This window comes from Providencia sp. PROV267, from assembly GCF_028477825.1.
GTDB classification, from domain to species: Bacteria; Pseudomonadota; Gammaproteobacteria; order Enterobacterales; family Enterobacteriaceae; genus Providencia; species Providencia stuartii.
Genome location: NZ_JAMPLX010000007.1, coordinates 414864 through 432418 on the forward strand (window position 1 = coordinate 414864; position 17555 = coordinate 432418).

Annotated in this window: 17 protein-coding genes and 1 pseudogene; 11 read left to right on the forward strand and 7 right to left on the reverse strand. The window is 41.8% G+C overall.

Annotated elements, in window-relative coordinates; translation table 11 throughout:
• Positions 1-128: 128 nt before the first annotated feature.
• The 5 genes from miaB (at position 129) to lnt (ending at position 5721) form a co-directional block, all read left to right on the forward strand.
• Positions 129-1559: a tRNA (N6-isopentenyl adenosine(37)-C2)-methylthiotransferase MiaB gene (gene miaB / locus PR709_RS06605; protein ID WP_004917657.1), complete on the forward strand. Its 1431-nt coding sequence runs from the start codon at positions 129-131 to the stop codon at positions 1557-1559.
• 86 nt (positions 1560-1645) lie between these two features.
• Positions 1646-2647 carry a PhoH family protein gene (locus tag PR709_RS06610; protein ID WP_223854883.1) on the forward strand — a complete coding sequence of 334 codons (1002 nt, stop codon included), beginning with the start codon at positions 1646-1648 and terminating at the stop codon, positions 2645-2647.
• Entirely contained in the window at positions 2644-3111 is a 468-nt protein-coding gene (gene ybeY, locus PR709_RS06615; protein ID WP_004917654.1) for an rRNA maturation RNase YbeY, read from the forward strand. Before PR709_RS06610 ends, ybeY begins: the two co-directional genes overlap by 4 nt.
• A gap of 181 nt (positions 3112-3292) precedes the next feature.
• Positions 3293-4177, forward strand: a complete 885-nt coding sequence (gene corC, locus PR709_RS06620) for a CNNM family magnesium/cobalt transport protein CorC (RefSeq protein ID WP_004917652.1) — start codon at positions 3293-3295, stop codon at positions 4175-4177.
• A complete protein-coding gene (gene lnt, locus PR709_RS06625; protein WP_004917650.1) occupies positions 4177-5721 on the forward strand; it encodes an apolipoprotein N-acyltransferase in 1545 nt (514 codons plus the stop codon). Before corC ends, lnt begins: the two co-directional genes overlap by 1 nt.
• Before the next feature lie 70 nt (positions 5722-5791).
• Here the strand turns inward: lnt and PR709_RS06630 are convergent, their stop codons facing one another.
• Together PR709_RS06630 and PR709_RS06635 are read right to left on the reverse strand one after the other, a co-directional pair.
• On the reverse strand, positions 5792-6715 hold the full coding sequence (locus PR709_RS06630; protein ID WP_004917648.1) for a hypothetical protein: 924 nt from the start codon (positions 6713-6715) through the stop codon (positions 5792-5794).
• Complete coding sequence (locus PR709_RS06635; protein ID WP_004917647.1) at positions 6712-7734, reverse strand: SPFH domain-containing protein; 1023 nt, start codon at positions 7732-7734, stop codon at positions 6712-6714. The genes PR709_RS06630 and PR709_RS06635 overlap by 4 nt, the downstream gene beginning before the upstream one ends.
• 150 nt (positions 7735-7884) lie before the next feature.
• On the opposite strand from PR709_RS06635, the gene PR709_RS06640 reads away from it, so the two are divergent.
• Positions 7885-8598, forward strand: a complete 714-nt coding sequence (locus tag PR709_RS06640) for an NUDIX hydrolase (RefSeq protein ID WP_004917646.1) — start codon at positions 7885-7887, stop codon at positions 8596-8598.
• A gap of 74 nt (positions 8599-8672) precedes the next feature.
• Here PR709_RS06640 and PR709_RS06645 read toward each other — a convergent pair whose 3' ends face one another.
• From PR709_RS06645 to PR709_RS06660, 4 genes are read right to left on the reverse strand one after another with little or no spacing between them, the layout of a single operon-like run.
• Positions 8673-9173, reverse strand: a complete 501-nt coding sequence (locus PR709_RS06645) for a protein disulfide oxidoreductase (protein ID WP_004917645.1) — start codon at positions 9171-9173, stop codon at positions 8673-8675.
• 7 nt (positions 9174-9180) lie between these two features.
• A complete protein-coding gene (locus PR709_RS06650) occupies positions 9181-9909 on the reverse strand; it encodes a DsbA family protein (RefSeq protein ID WP_004917644.1) in 729 nt (242 codons plus the stop codon).
• On the reverse strand, positions 9906-11963 hold the full coding sequence (locus PR709_RS06655) for a protein-disulfide reductase DsbD family protein (RefSeq protein ID WP_004917643.1): 2058 nt from the start codon (positions 11961-11963) through the stop codon (positions 9906-9908). The genes PR709_RS06650 and PR709_RS06655 overlap by 4 nt, the downstream gene beginning before the upstream one ends.
• 47 nt (positions 11964-12010) lie before the next feature.
• Positions 12011-12406, reverse strand: a complete 396-nt coding sequence (locus PR709_RS06660; protein WP_004917642.1) for a hypothetical protein — start codon at positions 12404-12406, stop codon at positions 12011-12013.
• Positions 12407-12888: 482 nt separating this feature from the next.
• Here PR709_RS06660 and PR709_RS06665 point away from each other — a divergent pair, with 482 nt between their 5' ends.
• The 5 genes from PR709_RS06665 (at position 12889) to PR709_RS06685 (ending at position 16735) form a co-directional block, all read left to right on the forward strand.
• Positions 12889-13782: an amino acid ABC transporter substrate-binding protein gene (locus tag PR709_RS06665; protein WP_014657717.1), complete on the forward strand. Its 894-nt coding sequence runs from the start codon at positions 12889-12891 to the stop codon at positions 13780-13782.
• A 114-nt stretch (positions 13783-13896) separates the two neighbouring features.
• Positions 13897-14637 carry an amino acid ABC transporter permease gene (locus PR709_RS06670; RefSeq protein WP_004917640.1) on the forward strand — a complete coding sequence of 247 codons (741 nt, stop codon included), beginning with the start codon at positions 13897-13899 and terminating at the stop codon, positions 14635-14637.
• A gap of 1 nt (position 14638) precedes the next feature.
• Positions 14639-15319 (forward strand): glutamate/aspartate ABC transporter permease GltK, encoded by a 681-nt coding sequence (gltK, locus tag PR709_RS06675; RefSeq protein ID WP_004917639.1) that lies wholly within the window; start codon positions 14639-14641, stop codon positions 15317-15319.
• Positions 15316-16041 carry an amino acid ABC transporter ATP-binding protein gene (locus PR709_RS06680; RefSeq protein ID WP_004917638.1) on the forward strand — a complete coding sequence of 242 codons (726 nt, stop codon included), beginning with the start codon at positions 15316-15318 and terminating at the stop codon, positions 16039-16041. Before gltK ends, PR709_RS06680 begins: the two co-directional genes overlap by 4 nt.
• 160 nt (positions 16042-16201) lie before the next feature.
• The gene (locus tag PR709_RS06685) at positions 16202-16735 is read left to right on the forward strand and encodes a GNAT family N-acetyltransferase (RefSeq protein ID WP_004917637.1); all 534 of its coding nucleotides are present in this window, start codon (positions 16202-16204) and stop codon (positions 16733-16735) included.
• A 10-nt stretch (positions 16736-16745) separates the two neighbouring features.
• Here the strand turns inward: PR709_RS06685 and PR709_RS06690 are convergent.
• A pseudogene (locus tag PR709_RS06690) lies at positions 16746-17146 on the reverse strand (GFA family protein).
• Positions 17147-17555: the final 409 nt, after the last annotated feature.

Consider the following 17555-nt stretch of genomic DNA (forward strand, 5'->3'; position numbering starts at 1 on the left):
ACTTTGGATTTATATCCATTATATTTCGAGCAACTACGCATAAAGGCTCTATGCTCAAAGTATAACGGGTATACAACGCGTTTCGGAGTCCATTATACTAAGCCACTTCGAAAACACCGGATATAGACATGTCGACGAATAAAAAGTTATATATTAAAACATGGGGCTGCCAAATGAATGAGTATGACTCATCAAAAATGGCTTCATTATTAGAAAGCACCCATGGTTATCAGATCACTGAGATTCCAGAAGAAGCAGATTTACTGCTGCTGAACACGTGTTCAATCCGTGAAAAAGCACAGGAAAAAGTTTTCCATCAGCTTGGTCGCTGGAAATCGTTCAAAGATAGCAACCCTGATATCATTATTGGTGTCGGCGGCTGTGTTGCGTCTCAAGAAGGTGATTTTATCCGCCAGCGCGCACCAAGCGTCGATATTGTTTTCGGTCCACAAACGCTACACCGCCTCCCTGAAATGATTAATCAGGTTAAAGGAAGCCGTAGCCCTGTTATCGATATCAGTTTCCCTGAAATTGAGAAATTTGACCGTCTGCCAGAACCACGCGCGGAAGGCCCTACCGCTTTTGTCTCCATCATGGAAGGCTGCAATAAATATTGCACATTCTGCGTTGTTCCTTATACACGCGGTGAAGAAGTTAGCCGTCCTTGTGATGATATCCTGTTTGAAATTGCTCAATTAGCGGCGCAGGGTGTACGTGAAGTAAACCTATTGGGTCAAAACGTTAACGCTTATCGTGGCGCAACATTTGATGGTGAAATCTGTACTTTTGCTGAATTAATTCGTTTGGTTGCCGCGATTGACGGTATCGACAGAATTCGTTTCACGACTAGCCATCCAATTGAATTTACTGATGACATCATTGAAGTCTATGAAGATACGCCTGAGCTAGTTAGCTTCCTACATTTGCCAGTGCAAAGCGGTTCAGATCGTATTTTGACATTAATGAAACGCGCACACACCGCACTTGAATACAAGGCTATCATCCGTAAATTACGTAAAGCACGTCCGGATATTCTCATTAGCTCTGACTTTATTGTTGGCTTCCCTGGTGAAACCAATGATGATTTTGAAAAAACCATGAAACTGATCGCTGATGTGAACTTCGATATGAGCTTTAGCTTTATCTACTCACCACGCCCAGGTACACCAGCCGCTGATCTACCCGATGACGTGAGCGAAGATGAGAAGAAACAGCGTCTCTATCTCCTTCAACAGCGCATAAACCAACAAGCAATGAGCTACAGCCGTGCTATGTTAGGTACGGTACAACGTATTTTAGTCGAAGGCCCTTCACGTAAAAACGTTATGGAGCTTTCAGGTCGTACAGAGAGCAACCGTGTTGTGAACTTTGAAGGTTCACCTGATATGATTGGCAAGTTTGTTGATGTAGAGATCGTTGACGTTTATGCCAATTCACTACGCGGTAAAGTGATTCGCACAGAAGACCAAATGGGCTTGCGCGTTCACGAATCACCCGCTTCTGTCATCGCACGTACTCGTAAAGAAGATGAGCTTGGTGTTGGTAGTTACCAACCCTAACGATAGGATACTCAGTGACCGATAAAAAACCGTTGCAAATCGCAACACAAGAAATCTTTCTAGAGCCCGCAGATAACCAACGCTTAATGAGCCTTTGCGGGCCATTTGATGATAATATCAAGCAACTTGAGCGTAGACTTGCGATTGAAATTAATCGTCGTGATAACCGTTTCAAGCTATCAGGCAAACCACTCAATATCCAAGCGGCCAGTAAAATCTTACGCCAATTGTATGTTGATACCGCTCCAATACGCGGTGTGATCCCCGATATTGACCCTGAGCAAATCCACCTTGCTATCTCTGAAAGCCGCGTATTAGAGCAGGCTGCCGATAGTATTCCAGATTATGGTAAAGCCGTTAATATCAAGACCAAACGTGGTGTTATCAAGCCTCGCACACCAAACCAAGCGCAATATATAGCGAATATTTTAGATCACGATATTACGTTTGGCATTGGCCCTGCGGGTACAGGTAAAACATACCTTGCCGTTGCAGCCGCCGTAGATGCTTTAGAGCGCCAAGAAGTACGGCGTATTTTGCTGACTCGCCCTGCTGTTGAAGCGGGGGAAAAACTTGGCTTTTTACCCGGTGACCTCAGTCAAAAAGTAGATCCTTATTTGCGCCCACTGTATGACGCATTATTTGAAATGCTAGGGTTCGAAAAAGTTGAAAAATTGATTGAACGTAATGTTATTGAGGTAGCACCACTGGCTTATATGCGCGGTCGCACCCTCAATGATGCTTTCATTATTTTAGATGAAAGCCAGAACACCACCATTGAGCAGATGAAAATGTTCCTGACCCGTATCGGTTTTAATTCAAAAGCCGTCATCACGGGGGATATTACTCAGGTCGACTTGCCTCGCGGTAATAAATCAGGCTTACGTCATGCCATTGAAGTGCTTTCTGATGTTGATGAACTTAGCTTTAATTTCTTCCACAGCGAAGACGTTGTTCGTCACCCTGTTGTCGCAAAAGTTGTTATTGCCTATGAAAAATGGGAAGAACAAGACAACAAACGCCGTCAACAAATTAGAGAAGAAAAAGAACAGCAAAAAGCGTTAGAAAAGCAGGAAATAATTAAATGAGTGAAGTCATTCTTGATTTACAGCTCGCTTGCGAAGAAACAACAGGGCTACCTGATGAAGCACTGTTTCAACGTTGGTTAGAAGCCGTACTCCCTAAGTTTCAACCACAAAGTGAAGTGACAATCCGCATCGTTGATGAAGAAGAAAGTCACCATTTAAACCTGACTTATCGGGGGAAAGATAAACCAACAAATGTGTTATCTTTTCCTTTTGAAGCGCCACCAGAGGTAGAATTACCTCTACTTGGCGATCTGATTATTTGTCGTCAAGTGGTTGAACAGGAAGCCATCGAACAGCAAAAAAGTGCTGAGGAGCATTGGGCGCACATGGTTGTACATGGCTGTCTGCATCTGCTTGGTTATGATCATATCGAAGACGATGAAGCAGAAGAAATGGAGAGCCTAGAAACGGAAATTTTAGCTGAATTGGGCTATGCTGATCCTTATCTTGCAGAAAAAGAATGACCCACGGTCTATTTTTATGTTAAATATTAGCTGAATAAGTCTAATCGCGTTTTTTGGGAGTAAATACCATAGTTATCTCACGCCGTTGAATGTATATTTGGCAGAGTTAAAAACCTAAGTAATTGACTTATTTAGCTAAATTAACCATTATCATCAATTGAGGAATAATTAATAAAACGCCATGAGCGACGATAACTCTTCGAGTAGTGACAACCCTGGTCCTAAGAAAGGGTTCTTTGCACTATTAAACCAACTCTTCCACGCTGAACCTAAAAACCGTGGTGACTTGGTCGAGCTGATCCGTGATTCCGAGCAGAACGACCTTATCGACCCTGATACCCGTGACATGTTAGAAGGCGTCATGGATATTGCCGATCAGCGGGTACGTGACATTATGATCCCGCGCTCCCAGATTGTAACCTTAAAACGTAATCAAACTCTGGATGAGTGCCTTGATGTTATTATCGAATCCGCACACTCACGTTTCCCTGTCATCAGCGAAGATAAAGATCACATTGAAGGGCTACTAATGGCAAAAGATTTGCTGCCATTTATGCGTACAGACGCTGAGCCATTCAGTATTGATAAAGTGTTGCGCCAAGCGGTTGTTGTACCTGAAAGCAAACGGGTCGACCGGTTGTTAAAAGAGTTCCGTTCACTACGCTATCATATGGCTATTGTCATTGATGAGTTTGGCGGTGTCTCTGGTCTTGTTACCATTGAAGATATTTTAGAGCTTATTGTTGGCGAAATTGAAGATGAGTACGATGATGAAGATGATGTCGATATTCGTCAGCTAAGTCAGCACTCCTACTCAGTTAGAGCCTTAACCCAAATTGAAGACTTCAATGATGCGTTTGAGACTCACTTTAGTGACGAAGAAGTGGATACTGTCGGTGGCCTTGTTATGCAAGCCTTTGGTCATCTACCCTCTCGAGGTGAATCCATCACTATAGATGGCTATCAATTTAAAGTTGCCATGTCGGATAGCCGCCGAATTATTTTACTTCACGTAAAAATTCCAGATGGCGCGCCTACACCAAACTTAGATGAAGAAAAGAGTTAATGAACTTAACGTTATACTATCAAAGTCAGTGGTTAAGACTACTACTGGCTTTCATTTTCGGAGCCAGTGGTACACTGGCTTTTTCGCCATTTGACCTCTGGCCTGCAGCTCTCCTTTCCATCCTATTTCTCCAACTACTGACCCTACAACGCTCCCCTAAACAAGCTTTTTCGATTGCTTTTGCATGGGGCTTTGGGCTATTTGGCTCGGGCGTTAATTGGGTGTATGTCAGCATTGCTGACTTTGGTGGAATGCCAGAGGTTGTTAATGTCCTATTGGTGATCCTGCTTGCAGCTTACCTTTCCCTCTACACTGGGTTATTTGGTTATCTACTCAGCAAATTCTTTCCCCAATCAACAATATGGCGATTAGTCTTTGCCGCTCCAGCCATTTGGCAGCTCACCGAGTTTTTACGAGGTTGGGTTCTTACAGGCTTCCCATGGCTTCAATTCGGTTACAGCCAAATTGATGGCCCAATGAAAGGCCTTGCCCCCATCTTTGGTGTAGAACTGATAACTCTAATATTATTTAGTATTAGTGGGTTACTCGTGCTTGCGTTGGTACGTCGCCGTATTACGCCGTTAGTCGCCGCTGCCGTACTACTTTTCGCCCCTTTAATCATCAAGAGCTATCAGTGGTATACCCCTCTGGAGTCAAAAACTACGGAAGTGGCGCTTGTACAAGGCAATATTCCCCAATCCATGAAGTGGGAAACAAGCTACTTACAAAAAATCAAAGATACTTATATCAAGCTTTCTAGCCCTTATATTGGCAAAGCTTCCTTAATTGTTTGGCCTGAATCCGCAGTGCCGTCAGTCGAATTAGATAACCAAGCATGGCTAAAATCACTGGACAAAATATTAGCTGAATCCCAGACCAAACTGATCACGGGTATTGTTGATGCCCGTCCTATTGACGGTGACTATCAGTTTTATAACACCATCATTGTATTAGGGGATACAACTCCCTATCTGTACCCATCAAAAAATCGCTATAACAAGCACCATTTAGTGCCTTTTGGTGAGTTTGTACCGCTAGAGGATATTTTACGCCCTATCGCACCATTATTTAATTTACCAATGTCAGGATTTAGCCGGGGCGATTATCAACAAGCTCAGCTTGCTGTAGGCAATATGCATCTAACAGCCGCCATCTGCTATGAAATTATCCTTGGAACACAGGTTCGCGATAATTTCCAACCTAATAGCGATTACCTCTTAACCATTTCTAACGATGCGTGGTTTGGTAAGTCGATTGGGCCATGGCAACATTTCCAAATGGCGCGCATGAGAGCGCTGGAGCTTGGTCGCCCACTACTTAGAGCTACCAATAATGGCGTCACCGCAATTATTCGAGCAGATGGTACCGTCCAAGCTAAGTTGCCTCAATTTACCGCTGCTACACTATCTGCATCTATTACCCCAACAACGGGGTTAACACCTTATGCACGCTGGAGTAATTGGCCAATGTGGGGCGTTGTTATCATATTTATGCTGATAGCCATATCACGAGGCCGCAGGTCAAAAACAAGTTCAGATAAATAACAAAAATCCCAGTCTTTGCATTAATTGCACACGACTGGGATTTTATTTTACATCGCCTAAATTTTATCATTTAACCAATCAATTGCCCTTGTACATCCGCAACGCTAATAGAAGCGATGCAACCTGCATTAAAATTTAAATAATCATCTTCAATGCCATCGGAAAAAATCACGCCATTTTCTGGCATCAATGATTCAAGTTGCAACGGTGAATTCTCCTCAATCGCACCGAAAACAAATGAAGTTCCTGTTGTCTTACTAGGAAAAGGCTCCCTAACACTAAATTGAAGTCGCCTTTCTTGCCAAGAAAATCCTTGAGACAACGGGTGATGAGCTCCCCCCATAACGGCTTGAGCACCCGCTAAAATCGATTGAAACCACCCTGTTGACCCTAAGCCTGTTGAAATAATGATCCCCGAGGAGGATTGGAATTCTTGTTCCCCATTCCATCTCATAATATAGCGTGCCGATGTGTGGGTTTTAGGGCCAATAAATAGATCATTAACCGCAAGTAATGTTTGCCCATCATTAGTTATCGCCTGAGCAAAAGTCACCGTTTTACTTGGCATCTTTTCCTTTAACGTATTCAAAACGACTTCACGCAGTTGGCCTATTTCAAAAGGTAATAATTTGCCATCCCATCTTGCAGGATCAGGATTAATTGCGATAACAGGCTGACCATTTAAATATTTCAATGTATTTGCCACTAAGCCGTCTTGTCCTATCACAATCACAATATCACGAGCCGTAAATTGGTAGCTAGGCAGTAAAGAACGTTCTAACAATTGAAATCGCCCCATTGATTTCAGAACCGCCTCTGCTTGTACTAATTGTTTTTGATAGTGATCGTGCTCTTCAAGATAATCGTTTACCTCAACATGATTATGCTCTAAATAAAATTTGGCTTGTGGCCAAGTATTAAAACGTTCAATCAGTGCCTGTAACCGCGTTTTACGCATAATTAAAACAAAACGGACATCCTCTCCTCTTTTCATGCTTTAGCTCCTTTTTTAAATATTTGGCTAAAGAGATCGGGGGATATATTCAACTCACCAATTTTCCCTGCATTTAGCGCTAATGATTCAAACGCCATAGCCATTAACTGCTCCGGTGCCATTTTTGCCAATGCCATCGCTTTTAAATTCTCGACAGGCAGTTCTCGATAAGCACGCATTTTCACCTCAATAGCGTAAGCATCCGCATCCGATTGAATTCGTTGGTTTTCAACGCTTAATGCCACAAGCTCATTACGTTTAGCTTCGGCATTGACTTGAGCGGCTAACTTTTCCTGCTCAATTTCAGCCTGTTCACGCAATAAATGACGTTCATTTTCTAAACGTGCTTCTTCAATTTGTTGCTGCTTATTTTGAACGGATAAATCGGTTTCCAGCTCGGCTTCCTTAAGCATACGCTCTTGTTCGACAGAAAACTTACGTCTCGCATAAATCGCATCATCGGCCTCTTTTAGAATCGATTCTCTCGCTTCTGCTTCAAGAGCTTTCAATGTTTCAGGTGATGGTGTAATGGCTGCAATCGAAACATCAAGAATATCGATGCCTAATGCTTGTAGCGCCGAATGTATCGATAACTGATTGGCGACCTCTGTGATCAATGTTTGACTTATCAACAATGCATCACGCATCGCAGTGCGTTGGATTTTTGCCTGAATTAAAGTCTGTGCACTACGCACAACCCTATCGCTTAATTTTAATGGGTCCTCAGACGCATACGAGCTGCCATCTTGAGTCAGGTTATAATTCAATACCTCTGCTGTTTTTTCCGGTTGGCTAATTCGAAATGAGATTTGCCCTTGAATACGCAAGCTTTGAAAGTCCGCCGTTTGTAAATTAAAAATAAACGGCGCTTCAAGCGCATTTAATGGTAGTGCTGCAATAGATGTTGTTGCTGAGTTATACCAAAAACTTAATCCCTTCCCTTGCTTAATCACTTTTCCGTTGACGGATTTAATAATGAAAGTCGAAGAGTCTGCTTTGAAATAATTAATATTAAACATAGTTAACCTCATTAGTGTCCTTGTGACAATAATTAATTATTGTCTTATAGACACCAAAGTGTCAAGCATTAAGTGTCTTAATGACACAAATATTTTTTTAACGTATCATCGCCCTATTAACCATGAAATAGCTTAGTGGGTTGTCATCTCATGAATGAACAAGAATATTTATCTAAATACGATAGGAATGCATATCTTTCGCCGCTAGTGACGGTAGATGCGGTGCTATTTACTTACCATGAAGAGACGTTAAAGGTTCTCCTTGTTGAGCGTGCAAATCATCCAGATAAAGGGATGTGGGGGCTACCTGGCGGGTTTATCGATGAAGAGCAAGATAGCACTCTTGAGCAAGCTATCTTGAGAAAGCTAAAAGAAAAAACGGGCGTCATTCCCCCCTACATTGAACAGCTTTGTACTGTCGGTAACCATTTTCGTGATAAACGAGGTTGGTCTGTCACCGTTTGTTATACAGCCCTTATCGCCTATCAGGCATGTCAGCACTACATTGATAGTGTCGGATCAGCAAAATGGGTCGCTATCAGCGACATTGAAAACATGTCATTAGCCTTTGACCACTCGATGCTTTATCAGCAAGCACGAGAGCGATTAAAACAAAAATCACTTTATTCTATTGTTCCCGGCTTTGCCTTACCTGAAGTCTTTACTTTGACAGAGCTGCAACATGTGCATGAAGTATTAATCGGCAAAACATTGCAAAAAAAATCTTTTCGCCGTCGCTTAGAGCAGGCTGATTTACTGATTGATACAGGAGAAAAACGGCAAGAAACAGGCCGACCAGCTAATTTATATCGTCTGAAACCTGAGTCAGCTGATTACCGTTTTATTCGTAATTTAGAATTTTAACCCTGATGGGTAAAACAAAGGCCCCCTTGAAACATATCTTCAAGAGGGCCTGAAATAGCCTAGCGAGAAATTAACTAAAAAGAAGCCATCCACATACGTGTTTTTATTCCCCAATAGCTTGTATAACCACTGGTAAAACTGACCATTTTACCGTTATCGATGATCATAAAGGTCGGTGTGGCACTAATGCCAACCTGATTCGCAAGCGAGCCTTGTGTATCATTGATTACTGGGAAATTTAGCTCTTTTTTCTCCATCCCTGATAACAGACGTTCACTATTGCCAGAACGTATTGCCACAGAAACAACGGGAACACCGGCCTTAGCTAAGTCGGCTACCGTTGGAGAGGTTATTTTGCAAACCCCACACCATGTCGCCCAAAAATAGACTAAAACAGGTTGTTCTTTACTCAACTCTGCTAATGATACGGTTTCACCCGTCGCAAGTAATTGCGGCTCAAGCAAAATAGGTGCTAGGCTTTCAGGTTTACGCCAAAAATCCATTACGGTAAAGACGACGAACAAGATCACCACCAACCCAATAATTTCTTTTGACCACTTTTTCAGTCTAGCCATATTTACCTTATTTCACTTTTGCTAATTGCTCTTTAACAATCATTTCTAATTGTTGAGCATCTACAGCCCCTGGGATCATTTCTTCACCAATGAGTGTTGCAGGTGTACCATTAACCCCTAATTTTTCAGCTAACATCATGTTAGTGCGAATAGTTTCTTCGCTCTTATCGTTAGCGACTAATTTTTCATTACCTGTCGCTTTCAACGCCTGTTTGATGTTTTCCTCAGTTAACATCCCTTGCTTTTGCATAAATTTTTGATGCAGTGCTTGGAATGCTTTTGGATCTTTTTCCCACAATGTCAGAACCAGTTGAGAAGACTCCAGCGATGTTTTGCCTTTAAATGGCAGAGGTTTTATCACCACAGCAACATCAGGGTATTTCTTCACAATCTCTTCAAGCTGTGGATCAAAACGCTTACAGAATGGGCAGTTATAATCGGTGAAGTTAACCAACACCAGTTTTGCATCTTTGGCACCCAGTCGTGGGCTTGCTGGATCATTAAACAGCTTATCGTGCTCGGCTTTAATTGTTGCCTTCATTTGAGCTTGCTGTTTTTCACCTTGCTTAGCCTGTAGTGCAACAATCGCTTCTTCTAAAATTTCAGGGTTTTCAACCAAGGTATCACGTACCAACTTACGCACTTGTGCTTCTTGGTCAGACGTTAATGGAGCCGCATGAGCAGTTGCACCTAGCATTAGCGACGAGAACAGAACAGCTACAATTGTTTTTTTCATTTTTCGGCTCCTTTGGCCTCATTCATAATTGATAATAAAACTTCACGATCAAGTATCGTTGACAGTATTTCACCCTCAGCCAACCTAGGGCCATAAATTTGATTAAATGGCACAGCCACCTGCCCACGTTTTTGTAAAAATGCGGTAATTTCTGGTGATGGCTTAGTCCAGTCACCTCTTAATGCGACCACATCTGGTTCATTCAAGAGTTGCTGAACATCATCTCTTAGCAATACATTATATTTATTTGCTTTACAGGTTACACACCAATCTGCCGTAACATCAATAAACACTCGCTTATTTTCTGACAGAGCCTGTGTAATCGCTTCCTCACTCAGAGGTTGCCAATCCACATTATCCTGAACAAGGGTTCGACTTCCTGTCGTTTGCTCCATCGTTGCCCAAACAAAGCCACCTGTTAATAATGCAAACAGGACAAACGAAATTGCCGCAGTGCGTAAACTGAATTTTTTGCCAATGAAAACCACCAGCAAAAGCAAAAAGACGATCACAATAGCTAAGGCAGCCATTTCACCAAAATGAGGGATCAATAAACTAATTAACCATAGACATGACAATAGCATCATCACACCTAAAACCACTCTCAGTTTACTCATCCAAGCCCCAGGTTTTGGTAACAGCCGAGAAATAGCAGGGAAAGCGGCGATTAATAGCCACGGTAAACTCATTCCGATACCCAGTGCCGTAAAGACTAACCAGAGTTCTCCTATCGGAGCCGCTAGTGCAAACGCCACTGCTGTGCCCAAAAATGGTGCAGAACAAGGGGTTGCCAATAAGGTTGCAAACACACCTTGCCAGAAATGCCCACTGTTACCTTGGCCACCCGCAGTCGCTAAACGAGTGCTCGCTTTACTTCCTAGATGGATCTCAAACAAACCAAATAGGTTAGCCGTAAATAATGCCGTCACTAATACCATAAACCCAATAAACCATGGGTTTTGGAACTGGATCCCCCATCCAACAGCTTGTTGCCCAACGCGCAACAGGGTCATTAATAACGCTAATAGCCAGAAAGAGACTAAGATCCCTGAAGAAGAAAGCAAAAATTGCCGACGGATGGTTTTCTGCTCCCCTTGCGGTACCATCAAGACCGAGCCTAACTTCATCGCGAGAACCGGCAAAACACAAGGCATAAGGTTTAAAATCAAACCACCTAGTAACGCAAAGGCCAAAATCTGCCAAAGAGGTATCGCACCGCCAGCATTATCCTGCTGAGTAGCGCCAGTAAAAGATGTGATTTGCGCTGTTACCTGTTGTGAAAGCGCGCCATCCGTCACCACAAAAGAGAACGGTTTTCCTGTCAGGTCTGGCGCTTTATCTCCCCAATCATCACTCACCGCAACGGTCGCCGTCAGCTTGTCACCCGATAAACGAATATTTGGCACACCTAGCGTGGTTCCTTCTGGTGTATCAGTAAAAATCCCTGCTTTTTGGCTCCACGGCTCGCCAGCCACTTTTTGTAATTCAAGAACGAGTTTGTCACCATCAAACCCGACATTATGGTTTTGCACTAGCCCCGCTGTAGGAGGAATACGCCCCATCGCTTGATTAAATGCCCACTCAAAATTCTCAGGCTCAGGTTCAGTCAAATCGAGCTCGAAAGGATAATCCGTTAAAATACAGACATTGCTACAGGTGGAAAGTGTTAAAACTCCCGAAAGTTTATCTAGTTTTTCATCGGCATTAACGACGATAGGAAAAACAACGTCTCCCATATAACCTTGAGTTGAAATACCTGCAACATCAAAACGACCAGGGGCTGGCCACTGCCAATCCATATCTGTTACTGGTGATTTCCAATTGATTTCCGGCGCAATACCGCCTTCTCCTGGAGAACGCCAATAGGTTTTCCAACCATCTTGTAGTTGTACATCCAACAATAAAGCAACCTTCCCATCTTTTTGGGAAGCACTTAACAATCTTACTTGAGCATGGTCATTATGTTTATCTGTTAGCCAGCCAGTATCAGCTGCCTGTAGCACTCCCGAAAATAAGGCAGATAAAATAATTAACGCATTAATTAAAAAACGCATAATTCCTCCAGAATAAAATACACCAACAAGCTGAACGTGATGGTGTTCTAATCTCGAAGATTGCAATATTGTAAATGGAGCCTAACTCTTGGTGGGGGATGTTTATCCTCACGCTTAGCTCTGCGTGAAAATAAATTAGAGTAAAAAATACCTAACGCAGTGATAGAAAGGAAAACAAAAAAGAGAGGTTCAATAGCAGCAGGGCTTAATGTCAGTAGTGATTTAGCACTCAATTCACAAGAAGACAATTGCGCGCTTTTTTCACTCGAAACAGCCGTTTTAAACACCATAGACTGACCATTGGATTGCATTTGCACGACAGGGTCTTGAGGCGAAAAATGGGCGAAAAGACGCTCTCCAACGGCTCTTTGATTAATACAAAGTAAAACCATCAGACAGGCGAGTACTACTAATCCTTTGCCTAATTTGAGTTGCCTGTTCATGCGTGTCTCTATTTCTTCGTCCTGAAATCACACTGTTAAATAATGATAAGTTAATTCAATATTTAAATTTAACCAATTTAATCAAGGTTACATCTTACACAGCAAACGACTCGGTACAAGTAGCATGAGCTAACTTTACAAACCCAATCCTATTTACACCTCTAAAGATAAAAATTGGCATACAAGATGCATTATACCCACTAGCAACAGGAAAATGAGATTATTTTTCACACTAGTGGTGCATAAATACCCTTTTTAGGAAAGTTTTCCCAGTAATAGTGCAACAAATTAGGAACTGCCCAAATAATATGCGAGATAGCTCCCGATTTTGAAACAATTCATTTTCATTGTTTAACATTTTTCTTTAATTTTTAACAATATTAAAACATACAGCAGGTGATCGTGGTATTGATAGCATCCACGAAACATCAGCAAGCACAACAAACGAGATAAATCTCCGATCTTAGAAAGGAGCTGTAAATATGCGTATGAGCAAGATTGTATTATCGATGATGGTGCTAGGAGCAACTTGTGCCGTTCAAGCAGAAGAACTAACAGGTACTCTAAAAAAAATTAACGACAATGGTGTGATTGTTGTTGGCCACCGTGAGTCATCCGTTCCATTTTCTTACTATGACAACAACCAAAAAGTGGTCGGCTACTCTCAAGACTACTCCAATGAAATCGTTGATGCGGTTAAAAAGAAACTCAACAAACCTAATCTCGAAGTTAAGCTTATCCCTATTACATCACAAAACCGTATACCGCTATTACAAAATGGTACCTATGATTTTGAGTGTGGTTCAACGACCAATAACTTAGAAAGACAAAAACAAGCTGCGTTTTCAAATACGATTTTCGTAGTAGGTACTCGTCTACTTACTAAAAATGACTCTGGAGTCAAAGACTTCGCCGACCTCGCGGGTAAAAACGTCGTTGTTACCTCTGGAACAACGTCTGAAATTTTGCTCAATAAACTTAACGACGAAAAAAATATGAAAATGCGCATTATCAGTGCAAAAGATCATGGTGACTCATTCCGTACCCTTGAATCTGGCCGCGCTGTCGCCTTTATGATGGATGATGCGTTGTTAGCAGGTGAACGTGCAAAAGCGAAAAAACCAGATATTTGGGAGATTGTAGGCAAACCGCAAACAGAAGAAGCTTATGGCTGTATGCTACGCAAAGATGATCCTCAGTTTAAGGCGTTAGTCGATGAAACTATCGCGAAAGCACAAACTTCTGGTACGGCTGAGAAATCATTTGACCGTTGGTTTAACCAACCTATCCCACCAAAAAATCTTAACTTGAAATTCACGTTATCAGATGAAATGAAAGAGTTGTTCAAATCACCTAATGACAAAGCACTTAACTAAATAAAAAGACAAACAGGGTGTTACTGAAGTGGGATTTGCAAGGCGGTCGTTCCCCGCCTTGCACTTTCTCACCAGTAGTAGGGTCAATCTAAATTGCCCACAGGAAGTAGAATTATGTCAATCAATTGGAATTGGGGGATTTTCCTACAGGAAGCCCCTTTTGGGAATACCACCTATTTAGGTTGGTTATTATCTGGCTTAGAAGTCACTGTCGCACTTTCTATCTGTGCTTGGATCATTGCTTTTCTGGTCGGCTCGTTCTTTGGTATTTTACGTACCGTGCCTAATCGCTTTTTAGCGATGATAGGAACCGTTTATGTCGAGCTATTTCGTAATGTCCCTTTAATTGTTCAATTTTTTACTTGGTATTTAGTGATCCCAGAGCTGTTGCCCCGTTCTATCGGCGACTGGTTCAAAATGGACTTAGATCCTAACTATCAATTTTTTATCTCTTCAACACTGTGCCTTGGTTTATTTACCGCCGCCCGTATGACTGAACAGGTAAGAGCGGCAATACAATCATTACCAAGAGGGCAAAAAAACGCTGGTCTCGCTATGGGGCTGACCTTGCCACAAACTTATCGCTATGTGCTTTTACCCAATGCGTATCGTGTCATTTTGCCACCAATGACATCCGAGATGCTTAACTTAGTGAAAAACTCGGCGATAGCTTCCACTATCGGCCTCGTTGATATGGCAGCCCAAGCAGGTAAGTTGCTTGATTATTCTGCCCATGCTTGGGAATCATTCACTGCGATCACGCTTGCCTATGTCGGCATCAATTTGATCATTATGCTGTTAATGAATTTGTTAGAACGTAAAGTTCGCTTACCCGGCACATTAGGAGGGCGATAATATGTTCTATGAATTTGATTGGAGCTCCATCGCCCCAAGTTGGCCATTTCTTCTTGATGGGTTAGTCGTCACCGCTAAAATTACCATTACGGCTATTGTCGTGGGGATATTGTGGGGAACGGTTCTCGCCGTGATGCGTCTATCTACTTTTAAACCTATCAGTTGGTTCGCTGCACTGTACGTAAATACGTTCCGCTCTATCCCATTAGTCATGGTATTGTTGTGGTTCTATCTGATTGTGCCTAACTTAGTCCAAAATGTTCTAGGCATATCACCAAAAAGTGATATCCGTTTAATTTCAGCAATGGTAGCCTTCTCGCTTTTTGAAGCCGCCTACTACTCTGAGATTATTCGAGCAGGTATTCAGAGTATTTCACGAGGCCAAGCATCTGCCGCACTTGCACTGGGCATGACGCATATGCAAACAATGAGGTTAGTCATCTTGCCTCAAGCCTTTAAAGCGATGATCCCTCTGTTATTAACACAAGGCATTGTGCTATTTCAGGATTCATCATTAGTTTATGTACTGAGTTTGACGGATTTCTTCCGTACGGCAACCAATATTGGTGAGCGTGATGGTACACAAGTAGAAATGATATTGTTTGCAGGTTTCGTGTACTTTATTATCAGTTTCGGCGCTTCAATGCTGGTGAATTATCTTAAGAAAAGGACTGTTACATGATTACCCTGAAAAATATCTCTAAATGGTATGGCCAGTTTCAGGTACTCACAGACTGTACAACTGAAGTCAAAAAAGGCGAAGTCGTGGTTGTCTGTGGACCATCAGGCTCTGGTAAATCCACATTAATAAAAACAGTGAATGGCCTTGAGCCAGTTCAACAGGGTGAAATTTTTGTAAATGGTATCCAAGTCAATGATAAAAAAACTGATTTGGCAAAACTTCGCTCTAAAGTTGGCATGGTATTCCAACACTTTGAGCTATTCCCGCATCTTTCTATTATAGAAAATTTAACACTGGCCCAAGTAAAGGTGCTAAATAGAAATAAAAAAGAGGCTGAAGCAAAAGGGTTGAAATTACTCGAACGCGTTGGGCTAGCAAGCCATGCAAATAAGTTTCCTTCCCAGCTTTCGGGTGGGCAGCAGCAGCGTGTGGCAATTGCTCGAGCCTTGTGTATGGATCCCGTTGCAATGTTATTTGACGAGCCAACATCAGCACTTGACCCTGAAATGATCAATGAAGTGCTTGATGTTATGGTCGAATTAGCAAACGAGGGTATGACTATGATGGTCGTTACCCACGAAATGGGTTTCGCTAAGAAAGTCGCTAACCGTGTGATTTTTATGGATGAAGGAAAGATTGTTGAAGACAGTAAAAAAGAAGACTTTTTTGCTAATCCGCAATCTGATAGAGCTAAAGATTTCCTCGCGAAAATACTGCATTAATTATTGCAAGCCATAGGGAGAGACTACCTCTCTATGGCTTCCCCCCTGCACGACACTCTTATACCTTTCTATTTTGTTTTATCTAAATATTTGTTGCCCGACAATACATACAGATATAGATTAAAAACCTAATTAATATCAATCTAATAATCTAAGCCTCATGATGAAAAATGATCAACAAATAACAATTATCCCTTTACAAGACGATACTATTCTGGATGTTTCTGCCTGTAATTTTAATGTGATGATAACCGATGAGTTACTCCATCCCTATGACGATATAAACAGGAAAAAAGCAATTAAACCCTACCTAAAGGATTATCATTTCTCTCCTGAGCAGTGGTTGAATGAACAAGAAAGTTTAGGTGTTTTATATGTTGCGAAATTGGGGGATAAAACGATTGGCTATGCCTGTGCAAGTCTTTGCTGGAATGGAATGGCTCAACTTGATGAATTGGCCATCGATGAGCCATATAGAGGTAAAGGTATCGCCAAACAATTACTAGAAAAAATTGAAGCTTGGGCAACCGACAATGGTTTACTTCACATCAGATTAGAATCTCAATCCACGAATACCACAGCCGCTAAGTTCTATCACAAACACGGTTTTCGCATTCATGGTTATGATAAAGCGCTCTATTTATGCACGGAAAATGCCCATGAAGTCGCATTATTTTGGTATAAAACATTATAAACATTAGCGTTCAATGTTTACTTTTATAAATAAGTTGACCAACAACACCTCCCTCTCTTTCGGAAGATGTCTTCCATCCATCACATTGACCGATGCAAAATCAAAGGGAGAGACACCTTCAATGCAAGCAACCTTTACTCCATACTCTTGTGGGGGTGAGCGTCTTTGATGAAAAGTATAAATTCCGTAGATTGAATAAAAAGAGGGCGGCTTGCTTTGTGTTAAAACGATATTCCGTTAGTTTATCTTTTCCTTCTAAAATAGTGTCTCTGACAAGGGCGCAAAGGTTGCGATTACCCCACACATTCGGCAAAAAGAGCAGTGACATCTTCTTGCTGTGTTATATCTATCAGTCAACGCAACCTTAAATTTCACTGTACCACAATGGCACTGAGTTCGTTTTTCAATCACAACGCCCTCCCTAATAGCATAGGCAAAAACGAAATCAGTGGATTAAGGTACTCAAACAACTCAAATAGGTTTTGTTAATTGATATAATTTATTGATGCTTTTTTATGTTTCTAGGGGATCTTTGCACTTTAGTGCTAATAAAATAGAGTGAATAAATACCCCTCCCTATGTATTGCCCAATATTTGCTGGCTTTTTGAGTTTTTTTGCGTGAAACACTACCAATCTTACTGTTTTTTAGTTAAGTTTGATGCTCATCGGAATAAAATATTCTGACACCGCCCCCCAAAAACAATATCCAGCTTTCCCCGTCGGTTCAGCTAATCAACTATTGTTGTTTTAGGGTAGGATCCGCTATGCTATGCGGATCTAACTTATAGAAAGACATTAACGCTACTGAGTAGCATTTAT

Bases quoted from the DNA above. Each gene is read 5' to 3' on its own strand.
- corC (WP_004917652.1), top strand. From the start codon at position 3,293: ATGAGCGACGATAACTCTTCGAGTAGTGACAACCCTGGTCCTAAGAAA.
- PR709_RS06630 (WP_004917648.1), bottom strand. From the start codon at position 6,715: ATGAAAAGAGGAGAGGATGTCCGTTTTGTTTTAATTATGCGTAAAACG.
- ybeY (WP_004917654.1), top strand. From the start codon at position 2,644: ATGAGTGAAGTCATTCTTGATTTACAGCTCGCTTGCGAAGAAACAACA.
- PR709_RS06640 (WP_004917646.1), top strand. From the start codon at position 7,885: ATGAATGAACAAGAATATTTATCTAAATACGATAGGAATGCATATCTT.
- PR709_RS06680 (WP_004917638.1), top strand. From the start codon at position 15,316: ATGATTACCCTGAAAAATATCTCTAAATGGTATGGCCAGTTTCAGGTA.
- lnt (WP_004917650.1), top strand. From the start codon at position 4,177: ATGAACTTAACGTTATACTATCAAAGTCAGTGGTTAAGACTACTACTG.
- PR709_RS06670 (WP_004917640.1), top strand. From the start codon at position 13,897: ATGTCAATCAATTGGAATTGGGGGATTTTCCTACAGGAAGCCCCTTTT.
- PR709_RS06660 (WP_004917642.1), bottom strand. From the start codon at position 12,406: ATGAACAGGCAACTCAAATTAGGCAAAGGATTAGTAGTACTCGCCTGT.
- PR709_RS06655 (WP_004917643.1), bottom strand. From the start codon at position 11,963: ATGCGTTTTTTAATTAATGCGTTAATTATTTTATCTGCCTTATTTTCG.
- PR709_RS06665 (WP_014657717.1), top strand. From the start codon at position 12,889: ATGCGTATGAGCAAGATTGTATTATCGATGATGGTGCTAGGAGCAACT.
- miaB (WP_004917657.1), top strand. From the start codon at position 129: ATGTCGACGAATAAAAAGTTATATATTAAAACATGGGGCTGCCAAATG.
- PR709_RS06610 (WP_223854883.1), top strand. From the start codon at position 1,646: ATGAGCCTTTGCGGGCCATTTGATGATAATATCAAGCAACTTGAGCGT.
- PR709_RS06635 (WP_004917647.1), bottom strand. From the start codon at position 7,734: ATGTTTAATATTAATTATTTCAAAGCAGACTCTTCGACTTTCATTATT.
- PR709_RS06650 (WP_004917644.1), bottom strand. From the start codon at position 9,909: ATGAAAAAAACAATTGTAGCTGTTCTGTTCTCGTCGCTAATGCTAGGT.
- gltK (WP_004917639.1), top strand. From the start codon at position 14,639: ATGTTCTATGAATTTGATTGGAGCTCCATCGCCCCAAGTTGGCCATTT.
- PR709_RS06645 (WP_004917645.1), bottom strand. From the start codon at position 9,173: ATGGCTAGACTGAAAAAGTGGTCAAAAGAAATTATTGGGTTGGTGGTG.
- PR709_RS06685 (WP_004917637.1), top strand. From the start codon at position 16,202: ATGATGAAAAATGATCAACAAATAACAATTATCCCTTTACAAGACGAT.